The organism is Moraxella canis (assembly GCF_034424565.1).
Lineage (GTDB): Bacteria > Pseudomonadota > Gammaproteobacteria > Pseudomonadales > Moraxellaceae > Moraxella > Moraxella canis.
The window spans coordinates 505,433-523,553 of the sequence record NZ_CP139961.1 but is presented as its reverse complement, the minus strand read 5'-3'; the positions used below and the strand labels follow the sequence as shown (position 1 = coordinate 523,553).

Annotated in this window: 19 protein-coding genes; 10 read left to right on the top strand and 9 right to left on the bottom strand. The window is 44.4% G+C overall.

Annotation, left to right across the window (positions count from 1 at the left end; all coding sequences use genetic code 11):
- The first annotated feature begins 225 nt into the window (after positions 1–225).
- The 8 genes from U0021_RS02250 to U0021_RS09930 all read left to right on the top strand — a co-directional run bounded on the left by U0021_RS02250 (position 226) and on the right by U0021_RS09930 (position 8,574).
- The gene (locus U0021_RS02250; protein WP_114801029.1) at positions 226–1,224 is read left to right on the top strand and encodes an ABC transporter substrate-binding protein; all 999 of its coding nucleotides are present in this window, start codon (positions 226–228) and stop codon (positions 1,222–1,224) included.
- A gap of 197 nt (positions 1,225–1,421) precedes the next feature.
- Positions 1,422–2,315: an ABC transporter permease gene (locus U0021_RS02245; RefSeq protein WP_049237327.1), complete on the top strand. Its 894-nt coding sequence runs from the start codon at positions 1,422–1,424 to the stop codon at positions 2,313–2,315.
- 10 nt (positions 2,316–2,325) lie between these two features.
- A complete protein-coding gene (locus U0021_RS02240) occupies positions 2,326–3,120 on the top strand; it encodes an ABC transporter ATP-binding protein (protein ID WP_078255577.1) in 795 nt (264 codons plus the stop codon).
- A gap of 191 nt (positions 3,121–3,311) precedes the next feature.
- Entirely contained in the window at positions 3,312–4,193 is an 882-nt protein-coding gene (gene purU / locus U0021_RS02235; RefSeq protein WP_407666574.1) for a formyltetrahydrofolate deformylase, read from the top strand.
- Positions 4,194–4,509: 316 nt separating this feature from the next.
- A complete protein-coding gene (gene clpB / locus U0021_RS02230; RefSeq protein WP_114801031.1) occupies positions 4,510–7,086 on the top strand; it encodes an ATP-dependent chaperone ClpB in 2,577 nt (858 codons plus the stop codon).
- A gap of 84 nt (positions 7,087–7,170) precedes the next feature.
- Positions 7,171–7,695, top strand: a complete 525-nt coding sequence (locus tag U0021_RS09940; RefSeq protein WP_407666573.1) for a transposase — start codon at positions 7,171–7,173, stop codon at positions 7,693–7,695.
- Complete coding sequence (locus U0021_RS09935) at positions 7,692–7,952, top strand: IS3 family transposase (RefSeq protein ID WP_162816833.1); 261 nt, start codon at positions 7,692–7,694, stop codon at positions 7,950–7,952. Before U0021_RS09940 ends, U0021_RS09935 begins: the two co-directional genes overlap by 4 nt.
- On the top strand, positions 7,933–8,574 hold the full coding sequence (locus tag U0021_RS09930) for an IS3 family transposase (RefSeq protein WP_327037473.1): 642 nt from the start codon (positions 7,933–7,935) through the stop codon (positions 8,572–8,574). Before U0021_RS09935 ends, U0021_RS09930 begins: the two co-directional genes overlap by 20 nt.
- Positions 8,575–8,625: 51 nt before the next feature.
- Here the strand turns inward: U0021_RS09930 and U0021_RS02220 are convergent, their stop codons facing one another.
- The 9 genes from U0021_RS02220 to U0021_RS02180 form a co-directional block, all read right to left on the bottom strand.
- Positions 8,626–9,420 (bottom strand): NRDE family protein, encoded by a 795-nt coding sequence (locus tag U0021_RS02220; protein WP_114800851.1) that lies wholly within the window; start codon positions 9,418–9,420, stop codon positions 8,626–8,628.
- 3 nt (positions 9,421–9,423) lie between these two features.
- Positions 9,424–9,816, bottom strand: a complete 393-nt coding sequence (locus tag U0021_RS02215) for a ClpXP protease specificity-enhancing factor (RefSeq protein ID WP_049237318.1) — start codon at positions 9,814–9,816, stop codon at positions 9,424–9,426.
- A 2-nt stretch (positions 9,817–9,818) separates the two neighbouring features.
- Positions 9,819–10,442, bottom strand: coding sequence for a glutathione S-transferase N-terminal domain-containing protein (locus tag U0021_RS02210; RefSeq protein WP_078255582.1), 624 nt, complete (start codon positions 10,440–10,442; stop codon positions 9,819–9,821).
- A 140-nt stretch (positions 10,443–10,582) separates the two neighbouring features.
- Complete coding sequence (locus U0021_RS02205) at positions 10,583–11,308, bottom strand: cytochrome c1 (protein ID WP_114800852.1); 726 nt, start codon at positions 11,306–11,308, stop codon at positions 10,583–10,585.
- Positions 11,308–12,513 (bottom strand): cytochrome b, encoded by a 1,206-nt coding sequence (locus U0021_RS02200; protein WP_192831309.1) that lies wholly within the window; start codon positions 12,511–12,513, stop codon positions 11,308–11,310. Before U0021_RS02200 ends, U0021_RS02205 begins: the two co-directional genes overlap by 1 nt.
- Positions 12,514–12,536: 23 nt before the next feature.
- On the bottom strand, positions 12,537–13,121 hold the full coding sequence (gene petA / locus U0021_RS02195; RefSeq protein ID WP_049237314.1) for a ubiquinol-cytochrome c reductase iron-sulfur subunit: 585 nt from the start codon (positions 13,119–13,121) through the stop codon (positions 12,537–12,539).
- A 523-nt stretch (positions 13,122–13,644) separates the two neighbouring features.
- Positions 13,645–14,031, bottom strand: a complete 387-nt coding sequence (rpsI, locus tag U0021_RS02190) for a 30S ribosomal protein S9 (protein ID WP_049237313.1) — start codon at positions 14,029–14,031, stop codon at positions 13,645–13,647.
- Between the two features lie 9 nt (positions 14,032–14,040).
- On the bottom strand, positions 14,041–14,472 hold the full coding sequence (gene rplM / locus U0021_RS02185) for a 50S ribosomal protein L13 (protein ID WP_049237311.1): 432 nt from the start codon (positions 14,470–14,472) through the stop codon (positions 14,041–14,043).
- A 177-nt stretch (positions 14,473–14,649) separates the two neighbouring features.
- A complete protein-coding gene (locus tag U0021_RS02180; RefSeq protein WP_049237309.1) occupies positions 14,650–14,838 on the bottom strand; it encodes an NF038104 family lipoprotein in 189 nt (62 codons plus the stop codon).
- Between the two features lie 210 nt (positions 14,839–15,048).
- Here U0021_RS02180 and mnmG point away from each other — a divergent pair, with 210 nt between their 5' ends.
- Positions 15,049–16,941: a tRNA uridine-5-carboxymethylaminomethyl(34) synthesis enzyme MnmG gene (gene mnmG, locus U0021_RS02175; protein ID WP_114800853.1), complete on the top strand. Its 1,893-nt coding sequence runs from the start codon at positions 15,049–15,051 to the stop codon at positions 16,939–16,941.
- Between the two features lie 152 nt (positions 16,942–17,093).
- Positions 17,094–17,996, top strand: coding sequence for an AEC family transporter (locus U0021_RS02170; RefSeq protein WP_114800866.1), 903 nt, complete (start codon positions 17,094–17,096; stop codon positions 17,994–17,996).
- Positions 17,997–18,121: the final 125 nt, after the last annotated feature.

Below are 18,121 nucleotides of genomic sequence, written 5' to 3'. Positions count from 1 at the left end.
ATTTTGACCGAAAGTCAGTGAGAGTGAGTGTCAGCCAGTTTGATAGGCGTATTTGCAAGCTTTTCAATCATCAACGGCTGACACTGTTTCTTGGAACTTTGTTAATGTTATGTGAATAAATCTTACTAAATATCTTGGCAAGATAATCTGCAGTATGATAAACTGCACAAAAGTTTTAATTCAAATCAGTTTAACGAGACTACCTTGGCATTACAGGAGTTTGCTATGAACAAATTTTTAAAAACGACGCTGTGGGCAAGTTTGGCAGCGCTTACCTTGACGGCGTGTGGCGGTGATAAGCCCGCCGCTCAAGCCGATTCAGCGGCTACTGAAGCCAAAACAGTGGCAATTACCGCCATTGTTGAACATCCAGCTTTGGATGCAGCTCGTCAAGGTGCCCTAGATCAATTGGCTGAAGAAGGCTTTAAAGAAGGTGAAAATCTGACGGTGAATTTCCAATCTGCTCAAGGCAATATGGGAACGGCAGGTCAAATCGCCAGACAGTTTACCTCAGATAATCCTGATCTTATTTATGCCATTGCCACACCTTCAGCGCAGGCTATTGCAGCGGTGACCCAAGACATCCCTGTGGTATTCTCAGCGGTGACTGATCCTGTTGAAGCCAAGCTGGTTGGAAGTCTAGAAAGCTCAGGTAATAACATCACTGGCGCTTCAGATGCGCTGCCTTATGAGCCTCAAATTGCCCTAATCCAAGAGCTTGTGCCAAATGTTAAAAATGTTGGCTTTGTGTACAATCCAGGCGAAGTAAACTCGACTGTGGTGCTTAGAACGCTCAAAGAAAAATTAGCACCGCTAGGTATCAATATTGTTGAAGCACCAGCCTCTAAATCTACAGATATCACTCAAGCAGCAAATTCACTGGTTGGCAAAGTAGATGTGTTTTATACTTCAACTGATAACATGGTTGCTAATGCTTATGAGGCAATTTATCAGGTTGCTAAAGATGCTAAGATACCACTCATCGCTTCTAATACCGACGCTGTCGAACGCGGCGCTGTCGCTGCACTGGGCGTCAATTACACCGATCTTGGTAAAGAGTCTGGTAAAATCATTGCACGCATTTTAAAAGGTGAAAAACCTGCTGATATCCCTGTTTATATCTCTGAAAATCTAGACTTATATGTCAGTAAAAAACATGCTGCTGAGCAGGGTGTGACATTGCCGCAAGCGGTGCTTGATCGTGCTGCTAAAGTGGTTGAATAAGGCTTTATTAGACAGGCATCTTTTGTCAAAAAGATGCCAAAAGATGCCTGATGTCATGAGTCAAAGCTAACCGCCGTTTAAACCCAAGCCGATCAGTGCGCTGTAACGCTTGGGTTTGTTTTGTGGTGAATTTTAATCCTATGATGACTTGGATTTTGTTATAATACATGTTTTAACTTTTTAGGCGAGTATGGCCGATGAATTTGATTGCTTTTTTTGGAGCGCTGGAGAGCGGTCTGATTTATGCCTTGATGGCACTGGGCGTGCTGATTTCCTTTCGTATTTTGGATTTCCCTGATCTGACCGCTGATGGCAGCTTTCCATTGGGCGGTGCGGTTGCAGGGATTTGCATTGTGGCAGGATTTAATCCTTGGCTGGCTTGTGTTTTTGGCATGGCAGCAGGCATGGCAGCAGGCGTGATGACGGCTTGGCTGCATGTGAAGCTCGGCATTTTACATCTACTCGCTGGTATTTTGATGATGACCGCCTTATATTCGATCAATCTACGGATTATGAATGCCCCAAACTTACCACTACTTGGACAGCCGACCGTGTTCACGCCATTTATTGATGGGGGTAATGGATTTTGGGTGCGTGTGGCAGTGGTTGCAGGCGTTGTGTTGGTGGTTAAATTGGTTTTGGATTGGTTCTTTACCACCGAAACGGGTCTGTCGATGCGCGCCACAGGTTCAAATCTGCGCATGGCGCAAGCTCAGGGCATTAATACACCCTGGATCATTATTCTTGGCATGGCGATTTCAAATGGTTTGATTGCGCTATCGGGCGCTTTGTTTGTACAGACCCAAGGATTTGCCGATGTCTCGATGGGTATCGGTACGATCGTGATTGGATTGGCTGCGGTGATTATTGGTGAAGCGGTTTTGTCGGCTAAGCGGATTTTTTGGATGACTTTGGCGGTGGTGATTGGTGCCATTTTGTACCGTTTATTTGTACAAATTGCGCTCTCTAGTGAGCTGCTACGCGGAATTGGCTTTAAATCCCAAGATTTAAATTTGGTCACAGCGCTTCTTGTGGTCATCGTTTTGATGTTGCCAAAAATTAAAGCCAAGCTTTCACTGAAAAAACACTAAGGAGTGCACCATGTTACAAGCTACCGATCTGCGCCTAACCTTTAATCCAGGCACTCCCATCGAAAACCCTGCGCTGCGTGGACTGTCGTTATCCATTGCTGATGGTGAGTTTGTGACGGTAATTGGCACCAATGGCGCTGGCAAATCCACTTTCTTAAATGCCATCAGTGGTGCGGTGCGTGTCGATAGTGGCAGCATCAAAATCAATGGTCAAGATGTCACCCGCTTAGAGACGCATAAGCGCGCCAAACAAGTGGCACGCGTTTTTCAGGACCCAATGGCAGGTACATGTGAGGCGCTCACCATTGAGGAGAATATGGCACTGGCTTATAAGCGTGGCGGTGTGCGCGGCTTGGCAGGTGCACTAAACAACAAAAATCGCGAGCTGTTCCGTGAAAAGTTATCTATCTTAAAACTTGGACTAGAAAACCGCTTAACCGACCGTATGGGGCTTTTGTCAGGCGGTCAGCGTCAGGCGGTCAGTCTGTTGATGGCAAGCCTACAGCCCTCAAAAATTCTGCTGCTAGATGAGCATACAGCAGCACTTGACCCAAAAACTGCCGCCTTTGTTTTGGATTTGACTGATAAAATCGTCGGTGAAGGGCGTCTGACCACGATGATGGTCACGCACTCAATGCAGCAAGCGCTCACGCATGGCACGCGCACCGTCATGCTGCATCAAGGTCAGGTAGTGCTTGATGTGTCAGGAGATGAAAGACAGGGTATGAGTGTCCAAGATTTGCTGAATATGTTTGAAAGAACTCGCCGTGAAAAGGTAGAAGATGACAGCTTGATCTTGGGCTGATGGCGAATTTGGCTGATTGGCATATCTATTGGCGCTATCTTGACTTAGCCCAGTGATCAACAATAAAGCTCAGCTTTGTCTGAGCTTTCGTTATTTAAGAAACAAGATGGCTGCAAAAGCCAGTAAACAATGATAAAATTGGCGCATCTTAGCGCTTACTAAGCGTATCAATGAATAAATCAAATGAGTGAATGACTATGGCTAATTGTTTGGGCTGTGAAAATGAAATCGGGCGATTGTTGGTGACTTGCGAAGATCAGTCAGGCATCGTGCAGGCGGTCTCAGGGTTTTTGTATCGTCATGGCGCCAATATCATCTCGCTGGATCAACACACGACCGAAGCGTATGGTGGTCGTTACTTTATGCGTGTGGAGTTTCATCTTAGAGGCTTGGTCGCCCAAAAAAATCAGCTTGAGGAGGCTTTCGCCCAAGAAGTGGCAGAGCAGTACCGTATGAATTGGCAAATGACCAGTACCCAAGCACTCAAAAAAGTCGGTATTTTAGTTTCAAAAGAAGATCATGCGCTACTTGAGCTATTGTGGCGCTACCGCCGTGGTACGCTGCCTTGCCATATCACGCAAGTGGTCTCAAACCACGAAAGCCTGCGCGCATCCGTTGAATCATTTGGCATTGAGTTTATTCATATTCCTGTGGATAAAGACAATAAACAAGCAGCCTATGATGAGATTGACCGTGTGATGGCGGATAATGATCTGTTGGTGTTGGCGCGCTATATGCAGATTTTGACCCCATCATTTGTGGATAAGTGGCAGGGTAAGATCATTAATATCCATCATTCTTTTTTGCCAGCTTTTGTGGGCGCCAATCCGTATAAGCAAGCCTTTGATAAAGGGGTAAAACTGATCGGCGCCACCGCGCATTATGTGACCAGTGAGCTTGACCAAGGACCGATCATTGAGCAAGGCGTGGCACGTGTTAGCCACGCATTTAATGTCAGTGATCTACGAGAGCTTGGGCGTGATATTGAGCGCGATGTATTGGCTCGCGCGGTCAGATGGCATCTGGAGGATCGTGTCATTATCGATGGCGCAAAAACGATCGTGTTTGATTAAACGGCGCATACAATTATCTTAACAGGGCAATTCATTGACCCTGTTTTTTTTATTATTAAGAAAATGTATTTTGATTAATTTAATGAATGTCATGTGATGGTATTTTCGCAAGTCAAGCCAGCAGCTTAAAAAATTATTATTAAAATAAAATCAATAACTTATAAAAATAGTTGTGGATAACTTTAATCCACTATTGAAAAATTTAAGACTATCTACCATATAACAGCTAACAATGCAATGTATATTTATTGAGATTTGATCGTTAATAAATCTTAATGAATATATCATGTGAATGATCGTATTCAAGGATAATAATATGAATTTTGAAAAATATACTCGAACGCTGCAGGAGATCATACGTGGGGCGCAGCAAAGCAGTCTTGGGTATAACCATACCGCGATTGCCCCTGTGCATCTGCTGAGCGCTGTGGCTGATAATAACACTGCAGCGTCTATCATTGAGGCAAGTGGTGCAAATTTAGCTCGGCTAAAAGAAGAAATTGAGGTTCTGCTTTCCCATCAAGCGGTGATCAATCAGCCCACAGGTCAAGTGAATTTATCACCTGATACTGCTAAAGTCTTACAGGCGACAGAAAATTATGCCGCCAAAGCAGGTGATGAATTTGTGCCGATTGAGTGGCTGATTTTGGCACTTTTTGAAGATAAATCACTCAATAAAGCCTTCGTGTCGGCAGGCATTACTGCCCAAAATTTACAAACGATAATTACAAATATTCGAGGAGATGAGACTGTGACTGATCAAAATAGCGAACAAAACCGCCAAGCATTAGATAAATATACCATCAATCTCACCGAGCGCGCGCTGGCAGGCAAGCTTGATCCTGTGATTGGGCGTGATGACGAAATCCGCCGTACCGTACAAGTACTGTCTCGCCGCACCAAAAATAACCCAGTGCTCATCGGTGAAGCAGGTGTCGGTAAAACTGCCATCGTTGAAGGGCTTGCACAGCGTATCGTCAATGGTGAAGTGCCTGAAAGCCTAAGAAATAAAAGCGTGCTATCGCTAGATATGGGATCATTGATTGCTGGGGCTAAATATCATGGTGAGTTTGAGGAGCGCCTAAAAGCAGTACTAAACGAGCTTGCCAAACAAGACGGCAATGTCATTTTGTTCATTGATGAGCTACACACCATGGTGGGCGCTGGCAAGACCAGTGGTGCGATGGATGCTGGCAATATGCTCAAGCCTGCGCTTGCTCGCGGTGAGCTGCGCTGCGTGGGGGCAACGACTTTGGATGAGTATCGTCAATATATCGAAAAAGACCCAGCGCTTGAGCGCCGCTTCCAAAAAGTCTTGGTGGATGAGCCAAGTGTTGAGGACACCATTGCCATTTTGCGCGGTCTAAAAGAGCGTTATGAGCTGCATCACGGCGTCAAAATCATGGATTCAGCCATCATCGCTGCTGCCAAGATGAGCCATCGCTACATCACTGATCGTCAGCTGCCGGATAAGGCGATTGACCTGATTGATGAAGCTGCCAGCCGTATCAAAATGGAGCTTGATAGTAAGCCTGAAAGTCTGGATAAGCTAGATCGCCGCATCATTCAGCTAAAAATGCAGCTAGAAGCTGTGAAAAATGAAGAAGATGCTGGTGCAAAATCACAAGTCAAATCACTTGAGCAGCAAATTGACGAAGCGCAAAAGCAATACAGTGAGCTTGAAGAGGTTTGGAAAGCTGAAAAAGCAGGTGTTGAAAAAAGTAAACAGCTTCAAGCTAAGCTAGACACCGCGCGCGTGACATTAGAAAAGGCGTTGCGTGAAGGGGACTATGCCCGCGCTTCACAGCTACAATATGGTGAGATCATTGAGCTTGAAAAGCAATTGGCAGAAGAGCAGCTGGATGAAACAGAGCATGCACCTAAGCTGCTTCGCAATAAAGTCACTGATAATGAAATCGCCGAGGTGGTCTCTGCAGCAACTGGCATCCCTGTTGCCAAAATGCTTCAAGGTGAACGCAATAAACTGCTGGCGATGGAAGAGGTGCTACATGAACGCGTCATCGGCCAAAATGAGGCAGTGACAGCGGTATCAAATGCGGTGCGACGCAGCCGTTCGGGCTTGTCGGATCCTAATAAGCCAAGCGGTTCTTTCTTATTCTTGGGACCGACAGGCGTGGGTAAGACCGAGCTGACCAAGGCACTGGCAAATTTCTTGTTCGACTCTGAAGATGCGATGGTTCGCATTGATATGAGTGAGTACATGGAAAAGCACAGCGTCTCACGCTTGGTGGGTGCACCTCCGGGTTATGTAGGTTATGAAGAAGGAGGTGTACTGACCGAAGCGGTACGCCGCAAGCCGTACAGTGTTGTACTCTTTGATGAGATTGAAAAAGCACATCCAGATGTCTTTAATATCCTGCTGCAGGTGCTTGATGATGGTCGCTTGACCGACAGTCAAGGTCGCGTGGTGAACTTTAAAAATACGGTTATCATCATGACCAGTAACTTGGGCAGTCATGCGATTCATGAGATGGCAGATGCGCCTTATGAAGACATTAAGGCTGCTGTGATGACTTCGGTAACAGGTCACTTTAGACCAGAATTTATTAACCGTATCGATGAGATCGTCGTATTCCATGGCTTGGGTGCGGATCAAATGACGGGCATTGCCGAGATTCAGCTTGATCGTCTGCGCGCGCGCCTTAAAGAGCGTGAGCTTGGCCTCAGTGTGAATGATGAAGCGATGAGTCATTTGGTGGCAGTGGGTTATGATCCTGTCTTCGGTGCTCGCCCATTGAAGCGCGCGATTCAGCAAGAGATTGAAAATCCGTTGGCACAGCTTTTACTCTCTGGCGAGTTCGTCGCAGGGGATACCATCTCTGTTGAGTGGCTAAATGATCAGTTTGCTTTTAATAAGCTGCGTTATAGCTGATTTTCATCCGATCTTATCATCAAAAACCATCGGGAAAACTGTGAACCGCACCCCAAAAGTTAGACAACCTTTGGGGTGTTTTTCATGACCAAATACACAATGGACTTTAAACTGTCCGTCATTCAACATTATTTAACAGGACATAGTTACCACAGCACAGCCAACGCTTTTGGTATTAAACGCTCTATCGTCCAAAACTGGGTGAGTCTCTACCAAACTCATGGGATTGATGGCATTCGCACAAGAACAAGCAAAACCATTTATTCACCAGAATTTAAACACTCGGCAGTATTACAACTACTCTTTGGTAAATCCATGCCAACAGTTGCCACCGAATTAAACATCAGCAGCCCAAGTGTGCTCCATCAATGGTTAAAAGCTTATCAAACTCATGGTATCATGGGACTTACTTCCAAACCCAAAGGCAGGCAATCTATGCTAAAGACCAATCAAGCAAGCCAAATATCCAAACCCGATGAGCAAAAAACCCATGCTGAATTGATTGCTGAACTACAACACTTACGCATGGAGCTCGATGTTTTAAAAAAGTTAGAAGCCTTGGAGCGTCAGCAAAGAAAAAGCAAATCATCACCAAGAAAATCACAGTGATTGACGAGCTAAGGCAAATTTATCCACTAAAACAATTGCTGGTTTATCTTGGTGTTGCACGAGCAACATTCTACTATCATCTAAAGCAACTTGCCAAGACTGATAACCACCAAGCCATCAAAGATACAATCCAAAACATCTACCACACCCACAAAGGCAGATATGGCTATCGGCGTATTACCCTAGCACTCAAGCAGTTAGGCTTTGTTATCAATCATAAAAAAAGTACAGCGGCTAATGAACGAGCTTGGGCTTAAAGCAGTCATTCGTCGCAAGCGAAGCAAACACAGCACTTACCGTGGACAAGTAGGCAAAATCGCTGATCATGTTTTAAACCGTGATTTTAAAACAGACAAGCCCAATCATAAATGGGCAACGGATGTCACTGAGTTTAAAGTGGTGGATGAAGAAGGCAATACAAAAAAGCTTTACTTATCGCCCATCATGGATTTGTTTCATGGCGAGATTATCAGTCATCAGATGCATAGCAGTCCAAATGATGGCTTGGTTGCTAAGATGCTTGATAAAGCACTAAAGCGACTGCAAGCAGATGGCAATCGCAGTAACCAACAACTCATTTTACATTCCGACCAAGGCTGGCATTATCAAATGAATAATGACCAACAAATCTTAAAAGACAATGGCATTATCCAAAGTATGTCAAGAAAAGGAAATTGCTTGGATAATGCAGTGATAGAGAGTTTCTTTGGTGCGCTAAAGCAGGAAATCTTTTATGAACAAACGAAGTTTAAAAGCCTTGATGAACTTAAAAAGACGATTGATGAGTATATTCACTACTACAATCATGATAGAATAAAGAGCAAATTAAAAGGACTAAGTCCTGTACAGTACAGAACTCAGTCCTTGATTCAACCTTAACCGTTAATCTTAGTATCTAAGAAATGGGGGTCGGTTCACTGTCGATGGTTTTTATTTGTGCTTTAAATGACCAAACCACGAAAAGATTTGACCCATCTGCTCACCCTGCTGCTGTTTTTCTTGCCAAGCCAGATGATGGTTTTGAAGACAGAGTAAATTTGAAACCCGTGTACCGTAATTTGAACTTTGGATAAAAATACTGGACAATAGCCGCTCCAAGTGTAGATCTACGCCTGTATTGGGCAGTTGATCATCTCCAGCTTTTTGAGTATCTTCAAGCACTTGCCACACCGCTTGGCTCAGCTTGGGCGTGATGATCAAATCATCAAAGCTAAGCTTTTCACTGAACAAAGGTAGAATTTCTTGACAAAAGCGCCTCCTTAAACGCGCGCACTTAAACCATTCATCACTGATAAGACCATTTGATAACGTGTACACGCCAGGCGCCAGTACGGTCGGCGCTACGCCTTTGTTGCTCATATAGGCAGCTTGAGTGCGATCGCCGACGATGAGATTAAACCCTGCATAATCTGTTTGCGATGATTTTAAGTCTTCCAAAAATCGTAATGGCGGCATCTGTGATTCAAGATAGGTTTGAACCAATGTGCCACGCGAGGTCGCATACTGTCTTTTGTCTTGTCCATCACGAAAATTGGTCAAAATCGCCCAGCGACCTGATAGGGTTACACCCATCCAAGTACCACCTGCTTGCTTATCGCGTCCGGCAATGATGCCATCACAGGCGTGTAATGGCAAGGTCGGACGCTCATAAAATTCATCTCGATTTGAGATTAATAACAGCGGCGTATCAGGCAGCGTCTGCCAAGCCAAAGCAGCAATGCACATTAATTAGTCCAATACTCTTAGAGTTGAGCCTTTTGAGGTGGGCTGATTTTCGGTGTCGGTTTTGGGCGATTGTTGGTCGGCGTATTCAGCAGGATCAAAAAATGCGCCATGTTCAGGGTCTTCTTTGGCATATATTGCCATCAAGGCTGCCATGGGAATCCAGACATCTTGAGATATGCCGCCAAATCTGGCAGCAAAACTGATGGCATCATTATGAATTTGCAGGTTATGCGTGGCTTGATAAGACGCAGCTAGTACCAAGCGACCGTCTTGGGCGTACTCAAGTGGTGCGACAACATCTTCATGTGTCGCATCAATCATGAGATAAGGGGTGAAATCGTTATCTTCCATCCATTCATGAAAAGCGCGTACGATATAAGGGCGTTTTGGGGTCATAATCATTCCTTAAAAGAAATACTATTAATAAAGCTTGGTCTGGCAAATTGGCGCTCTTGATATTCTATCAGTGGGCGTATTAGATGCGCGGGAAGCTCAATGCCCATCTTAGGCAGCCGCCAAAGTAGCGGCAATAATAACACATCACACCATCCAAAAGTATCCGACATAAAATAAGGCTTATGCCCAAATAATGGCGCAATCGTTACCAGCGAATCGCTCAATGACTTTCTGGCAGCTGTGGCAGCTTGAACATCAAAACTGTCAGGATGGGTCAGTAGAGTATAGCCATGCTTTAACCAGTCTTTTTGGAGTCGCCATGCCAATTGGCGCACTTTGGCGCGTTCGCTTGGTGCATCAGGCATGAGGCGTGGGACTTGATGACGCTCCTCAAGATACTCAAAGATGACATTATGCTCATACAATGAAATGTCTCGATTGACCAAGATGGGGAGGGTATGATAAGGGTTTAGCTCAATCAGCTCTTCAGGGCGGTCCTCATCAATGAGCACAGTTTCATAATTCAAGCGTTTTTCTTCAAGCAGTAGCCGTACGATATGGCTGTTAATTCCATGATCAGCATAAAGAACAAACTGTGTTAAAGAAAGATGAGGTAAATTTGCCATGCGTAGCGATGATATAAATGAGCCTCTTAGTGTATCAAAATTTTTGCTTGAAGTGTGAAATTATGTGCTCAGAGAAAAAATCATCAATCAATAAAAAATAAAAAAAGACCGAAACGATTCGGTCTTTTTTTTGGAGGATTTTATTTGACGTCTTTCCAGAATTCTTTATTAAGCAGATAAACTGGAATCAATAAAATCAATAAGAACAAAATCACAAAGGCGCCATACACTTTACGATCATGGCGGACAGGTTCAGCCATCCATGCCATAAAGTTAACCAAATCGCCAACGCGCGCTTCATATTCTTCTTTACCCAGCTCTTCTTGCAGGTTATGAAGAACGTGAGGCATTGCAGCGTTTGCAAGTACTAGGTTGTTTGCACCCCAAGGGCGGCTTGGATCTTCATAGAATGACAATAAATAGGTATAAACCCAGTCATCACCACGCAAACGATTTTCAAGTGAAAGATCAGGTGGCGCGGCACCAAACCATTGCCCTTGTAATTCTGGATCGATACCAGCGTTGATGTGATCCCCGATGGCATCGCTGCTGACAAGCAAATATTTCTCAACCAATTCAGGTGGAATCTCAAGATCTTGAGCGATTCGAGAGTGGCGGACATATTGAGCAGAGTGGCAGCCGACGCAGTAGTTCATAAACATGGCAGCGCCACGCTGCAAAGAACCTTTGTTGGTAAGATCGATCGGTGCTGTGCTACATTCTAGCGTTACCACAGTGCCATCTGCTTCAGTATATTCACCACAACCTTGTGCACCGGCAGCCATTGCGTTGGTGCTTGCAAAAGCACCAACTGTTGCTAACACAGCGCCTGCACCAAATTTTACAAGTGAATTAAGCGCTTTCATTAGTGACCTCCGGTAACACGTTCAGGTGGTTGTTTGCATTTCTCAATTGATGTATAAAATGGCATCAATAAGAAGTACAAGAAGTATAGGACTGTACAGATACGACCCACGATGGTAGCTGTTGGTGTTGAAGCTGTACCGCCCAAGTAGCCTAGAATGATGAAGCTTACAACGAAGATCGCCAATGCAATTTTTGATAAAATGCCTTTATAACGAATTGAGCGTACTGGCGAACGATCTAACCATGGCAGCACGAACAATACGGCAATTGCAGCACCCATAGCGATGACACCACCTAGCTTATGTGGTACCGCGCGCAAGATCGCATAGAATGGCATATAATACCATACAGGCGCAATGTGTGGCGGCGTTTTCAGGGCGTTTGCAGCTTCAAAGTTTGGTTTTTCTAGGAAGTAGCCACCACCTTCAGGTACAAAGAACACAACCGCAAAGAAGAAGATGAAGAATACAACAATACCAACCATATCGTGTACAGTGTAGTATGGATGGAATGGAACACCATCTAATGGCACGCCATTTTTATCTTTTAGCTTTTTAATATCAATGCCGTCTGGGTTGTTCGAACCGACATGGTGTAGTGCAACCAAGTGCATAAATACCAAACCAACCAAAACCAGTGGAATGGCGACAACGTGAAGGGCAAAGAAACGGTTTAGCGTAATACCAGAGATCAGATAGTCACCACGAACCCACTCAGCTAAGGCATCGCCAATGAATGGAATGGCAGCAGGTAGGTTCAAAATCACCTGAGCACCCCAATATGACATATTACCCCATGGTAGTAGGTAACCAAAGAAACCTTCAGCCATCAAGCATAGGTAGATACCCATACCGATCAGCCAAACAAGCTCGCGTGGTTTTTTATATGAGCCGTACAATAAACCACGGAACATATGTAAATAAACAACGATAAAGAACGCTGATGCACCTGTTGAGTGCATATAACGAATGAGCCAACCACCTTTTACATCACGCATGATATATTCAAGCGATGCAAATGCGCCTTCAGCGCTTGGATTGAACATCATGGTTAGCCAAATACCTGTTACCAACTGATTGACCAAAACAATCATTGATAAAACACCAAAAAAATACCAAAAGTTGAAATTTTTTGGTGCATAATACTTGGACATATGGTATTCATAAGTTTCTGTGGCAGGATAGCGTGCGTCTACCCAGCTCATAAACTTCTTAGCAATACTCATGATTAAACCTCCCCAACGGTCAAGATGGTGCCATCGACGCTATAAATTGGCACGGGTAAGTTCGTAGGGGCGGGTACGCCACTATAAACGCGTCCTGCTAGGTCGTATAGCGATCCATGACAAGGACAGAAGAAACCACCAAACCAATCAGCACCACCCAAATCTGCCGCGCCGACTTCAGGACGGTAAGTCGGTGCACAGCCAAGATGCGTACACACACCTTCCACAACCAAAAGTTCTGGCTGCAGCGAGCGCGTTTCGTTTTTGCACTCTTCAGGCTGGATTGAAGCCTCAGAATTTGGATCACTTAATTTTGGGGTTACTTTGCTTAGGTTTGCCACCATTTCTTCAGTACGTCTAACAACAAAGATGGGCTTACCGCGATATTTAACGGTGATCATTTGACCGTTTTCAATGCCTGAAATGTCTTGAACGACAGCGGCACCTGCAGCTTCCGCTTTGGCGCTTGGATACCAAGAGCGCACAAATGGGGTGGCAATCGCACCAACACCAACCGCTCCAATGGCAGCTGTGGTTGCGATTAGGACTCTACGGCGTTTAACATTCACGCCTTCGGCATGGCTCATTAAAACTTCCTCCAGAAAAAGAATGGGAATATTCCCATACTGGGTGTGTGGCTATAATAAAACACTTTTATTAAATTTGCCACATTTGCTGTGCCTATTTTTGCTAAATATGACTATTTTAAGCTATTTTTGTAATAAAATAAATTATTCTCTTACAAAGTTGGCAAAAAAGTCGCAAAAAAATTGAGTGATTTAACGAAAATGTGTTTTTATAAAATACTAGCTTATAAAAGGTGTTTGAAAAGCTAATATGTTCAAAATTTTCGTAAAAAAATTATCTCTATAATGTTACCATATTTTAAAAATTTTTTCTGCACTAAAGCTGATAAAACACTCAAAAATTTGCAAATGTTTCAACTCATCGTTCGTAAATTTAGCACGCATGAAGCTTAATAGGGAGGGGTACTGATATAGAGTTGCAATTATTTGACCTGCCACTCTGACTGACTCGATCAGCTGATAAAAAATAACCATAAAAAAACTCTCGATAAATCGAGAGTTTTTTCGAAACGATAAATGTGAATTAACGTTTTGAGAATTGTGGACGGCGACGTGCTTTGCGCAGACCCAATTTTTTACGTTCAACTTCACGAGCATCACGAGTCACGAAGCCAGCTGCTTTAAGTGCAGGCTTATGGCTTTCGTCAGATTCAATCAATGCACGAGTAATACCGTGACGGATTGCACCTGCTTGACCATTGATACCGCCGCCAACAACAGTGATATAAAGATCAACGCTGTCAGTCAGTTCAAGTAGCTCTAGAGGCTGACGAACAACCATGCGGGAAGTTTCACGACCAAAATATTCGTCCAATGATTTGCCATTAACAACGATATTACCTGTGCCTTTTGACAAGAAGACACGAGCGGTAGAAGTTTTGCGGCGACCAGTGCCGTAATTGCGTTCCATAATGTCTCCTTAGATGTCTAATGCTTTTGGTTGCTGAGCTGCATGTGGATGTTCAGTACCTGCATACAGTTTTAGCTTTTTGATCATTGCATAGCCCAAAGGACCCTTTGGAAGCATGCCTTTAACAGCTTTAAACAACACATCTTCAGGCTTGTGTGCAAGAAGTTTGGTGAAGTTAGTTTCTTTAATACCGCCTGGATAACCAGTATGACGATAGTATTTTTTGTCCTGAGCTTTTTTGCCAGTGACAGCAATCTTGTCAGCATTGATGACAACGATATAATCGCCTGTATCAACGTGTGGAGTGTACGATGGCTTATGCTTGCCACGAAGACGAGAAGCAATCTCAGAAGCTAGGCGACCTAGAGTTTTGCCTTCAGCGTCCACGACATACCAGTCATGTACAACTTCAGCGGGTTTGGCACTGATAGTAGTAGTCATATAAAACCTATTTAGTTGAGTTTGAGAGTAATACAAATAAAAATGTCAAGCCTAAGCTTGATTTTACTTGTTTTTAGAGTTGGGGAAACGAAGGGCTCTCAAAAAACAGCCGCCATTATACCAAATCACCATGGCGATATGCAAGCGTTATTTGAGAGTTTTTAGCCGATTCGATGGTTATTTTTTCTTATCTTTTTTATCGTCGCTATCACCTGGGATGATTGCTTTACCGACGGCGACAGTGCCTTTCACAACACCTTTGGTTGTCTTATAGGCAATTTTGGTGGGCACAGTCACAACTTTATGAACGCAGGCGCTCAGTAAGGTGCAAGTCATGAGCATGGCTAATATAGGAAAAAATTTCATAGAATGATCGGCTTACATTAGTGGTTTAATATATTAAAGGTTTCGGGCGCATTTAGCAAGAGATGCTTGGCTAATTTAAGTAAATATTGAAATTTAAGCGGCTTGGCACCATTGATTTTGTGAAATTATTGCCTAAATTGTGTTAAAATAGCAAGTTTTTATCAAATCACTGATTTTGCCTATTAAAGCAAGTCTATCGGAAAAAAGCCCATGAATGCAACCACTTATAATTATCCCAAAACTTATGATGTCATCGTCATTGGCGGTGGTCATGCAGGCACTGAAGCTGCGTTGGCGGCAGCTCGAACTGGCGCACAGACTTTGCTTGTGACGCATAATATTGAGACTTTGGGGCAGATGAGCTGCAATCCTGCCATTGGTGGGATCGGTAAGTCGCATTTGGTGCGTGAAGTTGATGCCTTGGGCGGTGCAATGGCACTGGCGACAGATAAGGCAGGCATTCAATTTCGGGTGCTCAATAGTCGAAAAGGGGCGGCGGTCAGAGCCACGCGCGCGCAAGCGGATCGTATCTTATATAAGGCTGCCATTCGGCATACGCTTGAAAATCAGCCTAATCTTGATCTGTTTCAGCAGCCCGTGGACGATATTATTATTGAAAATGGTAAAGCAGTGGCGGTGGTGACGGCATCGGGTGTGCGGATCGGTGCGCGTGCCGTGGTACTGACATCAGGGACATTTTTGGGCGGGGTGATTCATGTTGGCTTAGACAGCCAAAGTGGGGGTAGAGCGGGGGATATGCCGTCGATTCGCTTGGCGGATCGCTTGCGTGAGCTCAAGCTGCCGGTGGGACGCCTAAAAACTGGTACGCCGGCGCGCATTGATGCAAGAACGGTGGATTTTAGCGTGATGACGCCGCAGCCAGGCGATACGCCGCTGCCTGTCATGAGCTATATGGGTGATGTATCAATGCATCCGACCCAAATTAACTGCTATATCACTCATACCAATGAACGCACGCATGATATTATCCGTGCCAATCTTGATCGTAGCCCCATGTTCAGCGGTAAAATTGAAGGTGTTGGACCTCGTTATTGTCCAAGTATTGAAGATAAGATTCATCGTTTTGCTGATAAAGACAGCCATCAAATTTTTATTGAGCCAGAAGGGCTTACGACCCATGAATTATACCCAAACGGTATCTCGACCAGTTTGCCATTTGATGTTCAGGTCGATTTTATTCATAGTATGAAAGGGCTTGAAAATGCGCACATCACGCGTCCAGGCTATGCCATTGAATATGATTATTTTGATCCACAAAATCTAAAACCGACTTTGGAGACCAAGTCGATTGATGCTTTGTATTTTGCAGGTCAAATCAATGGCACCACGGGCTATGAAGAAGCTGCCGCTCAAGGCTTGCTGGCTGGACTAAATGCCGCGCGTCAAGCAACCAATCAAGAAGAATGGACCCCGCAGCGTCATGAGGCTTATTTGGGCGTGCTGGTGGATGATTTGATTACTCATGGCACCAAAGAACCTTATCGGATGTTCACCAGCCGTGCTGAGCATCGCCTGCTTTTGCGCGAAGACAACGCCGATGAGCGCCTAACTGCCATCGGGCGCAAGCTTGGTCTTGTTGATGATGAGCGCTGGGATAAGTTTAATCAAAAAATGGATGCCATCGTCACAGAAACTGCGCGCCTAAAAGACATTTGGGCAGCACCAAACAATGCCATCGGTAAAGAGTTTATGGCTAATACAGGCGAGGTCTTGACCAAAGAAAACTCATTGCTAGATTTGCTTAAGCGTCCTACTATTAATTTTTCTGACATTGCTTTGGTATCTGACAGTCAAGTGAGCGCCGAAGTGGGTGAGCAGATTGAAATTGGCGTCAAATATGCAGGCTATATTGATCGTCAAAATGAAGAAATTGAGCAGATGAAACGCCTTGAAAACACAGCGCTGCCCCTTGATTTTGACTATGTGGGCGTGTCGGGTTTGTCTAATGAGATTGTCCAAAAACTCTCACAGGTGCGACCAGCGACATTGGGTCAAGCAAGCCGTATCAGCGGCGTTACGCCTGCCGCGATCAATTTGCTTGCCATGACCCTTAAAAAACAAAAAGCTGTGATGAAGCGCTAACAGGTCTTTGATCAAATGAATGGTTGTATTTTGTCAGCCATTCATTTAAATTAATATAAAAAACAACGCGTGAGTCTAACACTGTGAGTGCTCAAGAGTTATTTGCTGCCATTGGTTTTGCATTTGTCATTGTCTTTCCAAACCTTGCTTTGATGACTTTGGGGTACGGTATGCAGCGGCGCGACGTGGTGAATGCAAATTTCATCGAAGTGGCATCGAACATGGTGTTTAATTATTGCTTGCCTTGCTTGTTATTCTTTAGTGTCCTAAAAAGCGATGTGCAGATTTTGGCGCAGTCTAAGCTGTTGTTGGCAGGATTTATCACGACTTTTACGCTGTTTTTTTTGGCGGAAATTTACGCCAAATTTTTTATCAGCGATCCCAAAGACAAAGGCGTCTTCGTTCAAGGCGTTTTTCGCTCAAATATGGCAATCATCAGCCTTGCAACCGTCTCTAACGCTTATGGCAGCGAAGGCTTGGGCGTGGGTGCAGTCTATATGGGCGTTATCACCATTTTATATAATATCTTGGCGGTCATCACGCTGTCACGCACTACGCAAAACACGGGCGGATTGTTCACGCAAGCCAAAAGTATTTTAATCAAAATCATCAAAAATCCACTGATCATTGCTTTGGTGTCTGCTTTTTTATATAAAACGCTTGATTTGCCTATGCTGCCAGAATTTATCAATAAAACAGGGGCGCTACTTGGCGCAGTCGCCTTGCCACTTGCGCTGATTTGTGCTGGCGCCACGCTGGATGTCAAATCGATGATGAGCTTATCTGGATTATCAATGCAGGCAAGCATTGGGCGAATTATTGTGGCGCCTATTTTAACTGTTTTGGTGGGTGTGCTGATGAAACTGCCGCCTTTGCATTTTGGGGTATTATTTTTAATGGTGGCAAGTCCAGTAGCCGCTGCAAGTTATGTGATGGCAAAGGCGATGGGCGGTAATGATGTTTTGGCGGCAAATATTTTGGGATTTACGACAGTCTTTGGGATGATCGGCATGGCGATTGGCATGGCGTTTTTAAGGGCGCTTGGTTGGGTTTAGGTGTATCATTTTACCTGTGCATACAAACTGTAGCATAATCACTACAAATCAGGGTTAATAATTTTAGGCGAACTTGTTATTATAAAGCCAAGTAATGATGAGATGCTAAAACGATGGCTATCGTC

Coding starts and splice junctions, on each gene's coding strand:
- U0021_RS02250 (WP_114801029.1), top strand. CDS start 226: ATGAACAAATTTTTAAAAACGACGCTGTGGGCAAGTTTGGCAGCGCTT.
- U0021_RS02245 (WP_049237327.1), top strand. CDS start 1,422: ATGAATTTGATTGCTTTTTTTGGAGCGCTGGAGAGCGGTCTGATTTAT.
- U0021_RS02240 (WP_078255577.1), top strand. CDS start 2,326: ATGTTACAAGCTACCGATCTGCGCCTAACCTTTAATCCAGGCACTCCC.
- purU (WP_407666574.1), top strand. CDS start 3,312: ATGACTATGGCTAATTGTTTGGGCTGTGAAAATGAAATCGGGCGATTG.
- clpB (WP_114801031.1), top strand. CDS start 4,510: ATGAATTTTGAAAAATATACTCGAACGCTGCAGGAGATCATACGTGGG.
- U0021_RS09940 (WP_407666573.1), top strand. CDS start 7,171: ATGACCAAATACACAATGGACTTTAAACTGTCCGTCATTCAACATTAT.
- U0021_RS09930 (WP_327037473.1), top strand. CDS start 7,933: ATGAACGAGCTTGGGCTTAAAGCAGTCATTCGTCGCAAGCGAAGCAAA.
- U0021_RS02220 (WP_114800851.1), bottom strand. CDS start 9,420: ATGTGCATTGCTGCTTTGGCTTGGCAGACGCTGCCTGATACGCCGCTG.
- U0021_RS02215 (WP_049237318.1), bottom strand. CDS start 9,816: ATGACCCCAAAACGCCCTTATATCGTACGCGCTTTTCATGAATGGATG.
- U0021_RS02210 (WP_078255582.1), bottom strand. CDS start 10,442: ATGGCAAATTTACCTCATCTTTCTTTAACACAGTTTGTTCTTTATGCT.
- U0021_RS02205 (WP_114800852.1), bottom strand. CDS start 11,308: ATGAAAGCGCTTAATTCACTTGTAAAATTTGGTGCAGGCGCTGTGTTA.
- U0021_RS02200 (WP_192831309.1), bottom strand. CDS start 12,513: ATGAGCTGGGTAGACGCACGCTATCCTGCCACAGAAACTTATGAATAC.
- petA (WP_049237314.1), bottom strand. CDS start 13,121: ATGAGCCATGCCGAAGGCGTGAATGTTAAACGCCGTAGAGTCCTAATC.
- rpsI (WP_049237313.1), bottom strand. CDS start 14,031: ATGGAACGCAATTACGGCACTGGTCGCCGCAAAACTTCTACCGCTCGT.
- rplM (WP_049237311.1), bottom strand. CDS start 14,472: ATGACTACTACTATCAGTGCCAAACCCGCTGAAGTTGTACATGACTGG.
- U0021_RS02180 (WP_049237309.1), bottom strand. CDS start 14,838: ATGAAATTTTTTCCTATATTAGCCATGCTCATGACTTGCACCTTACTG.
- mnmG (WP_114800853.1), top strand. CDS start 15,049: ATGAATGCAACCACTTATAATTATCCCAAAACTTATGATGTCATCGTC.
- U0021_RS02170 (WP_114800866.1), top strand. CDS start 17,094: ATGACTTTGGGGTACGGTATGCAGCGGCGCGACGTGGTGAATGCAAAT.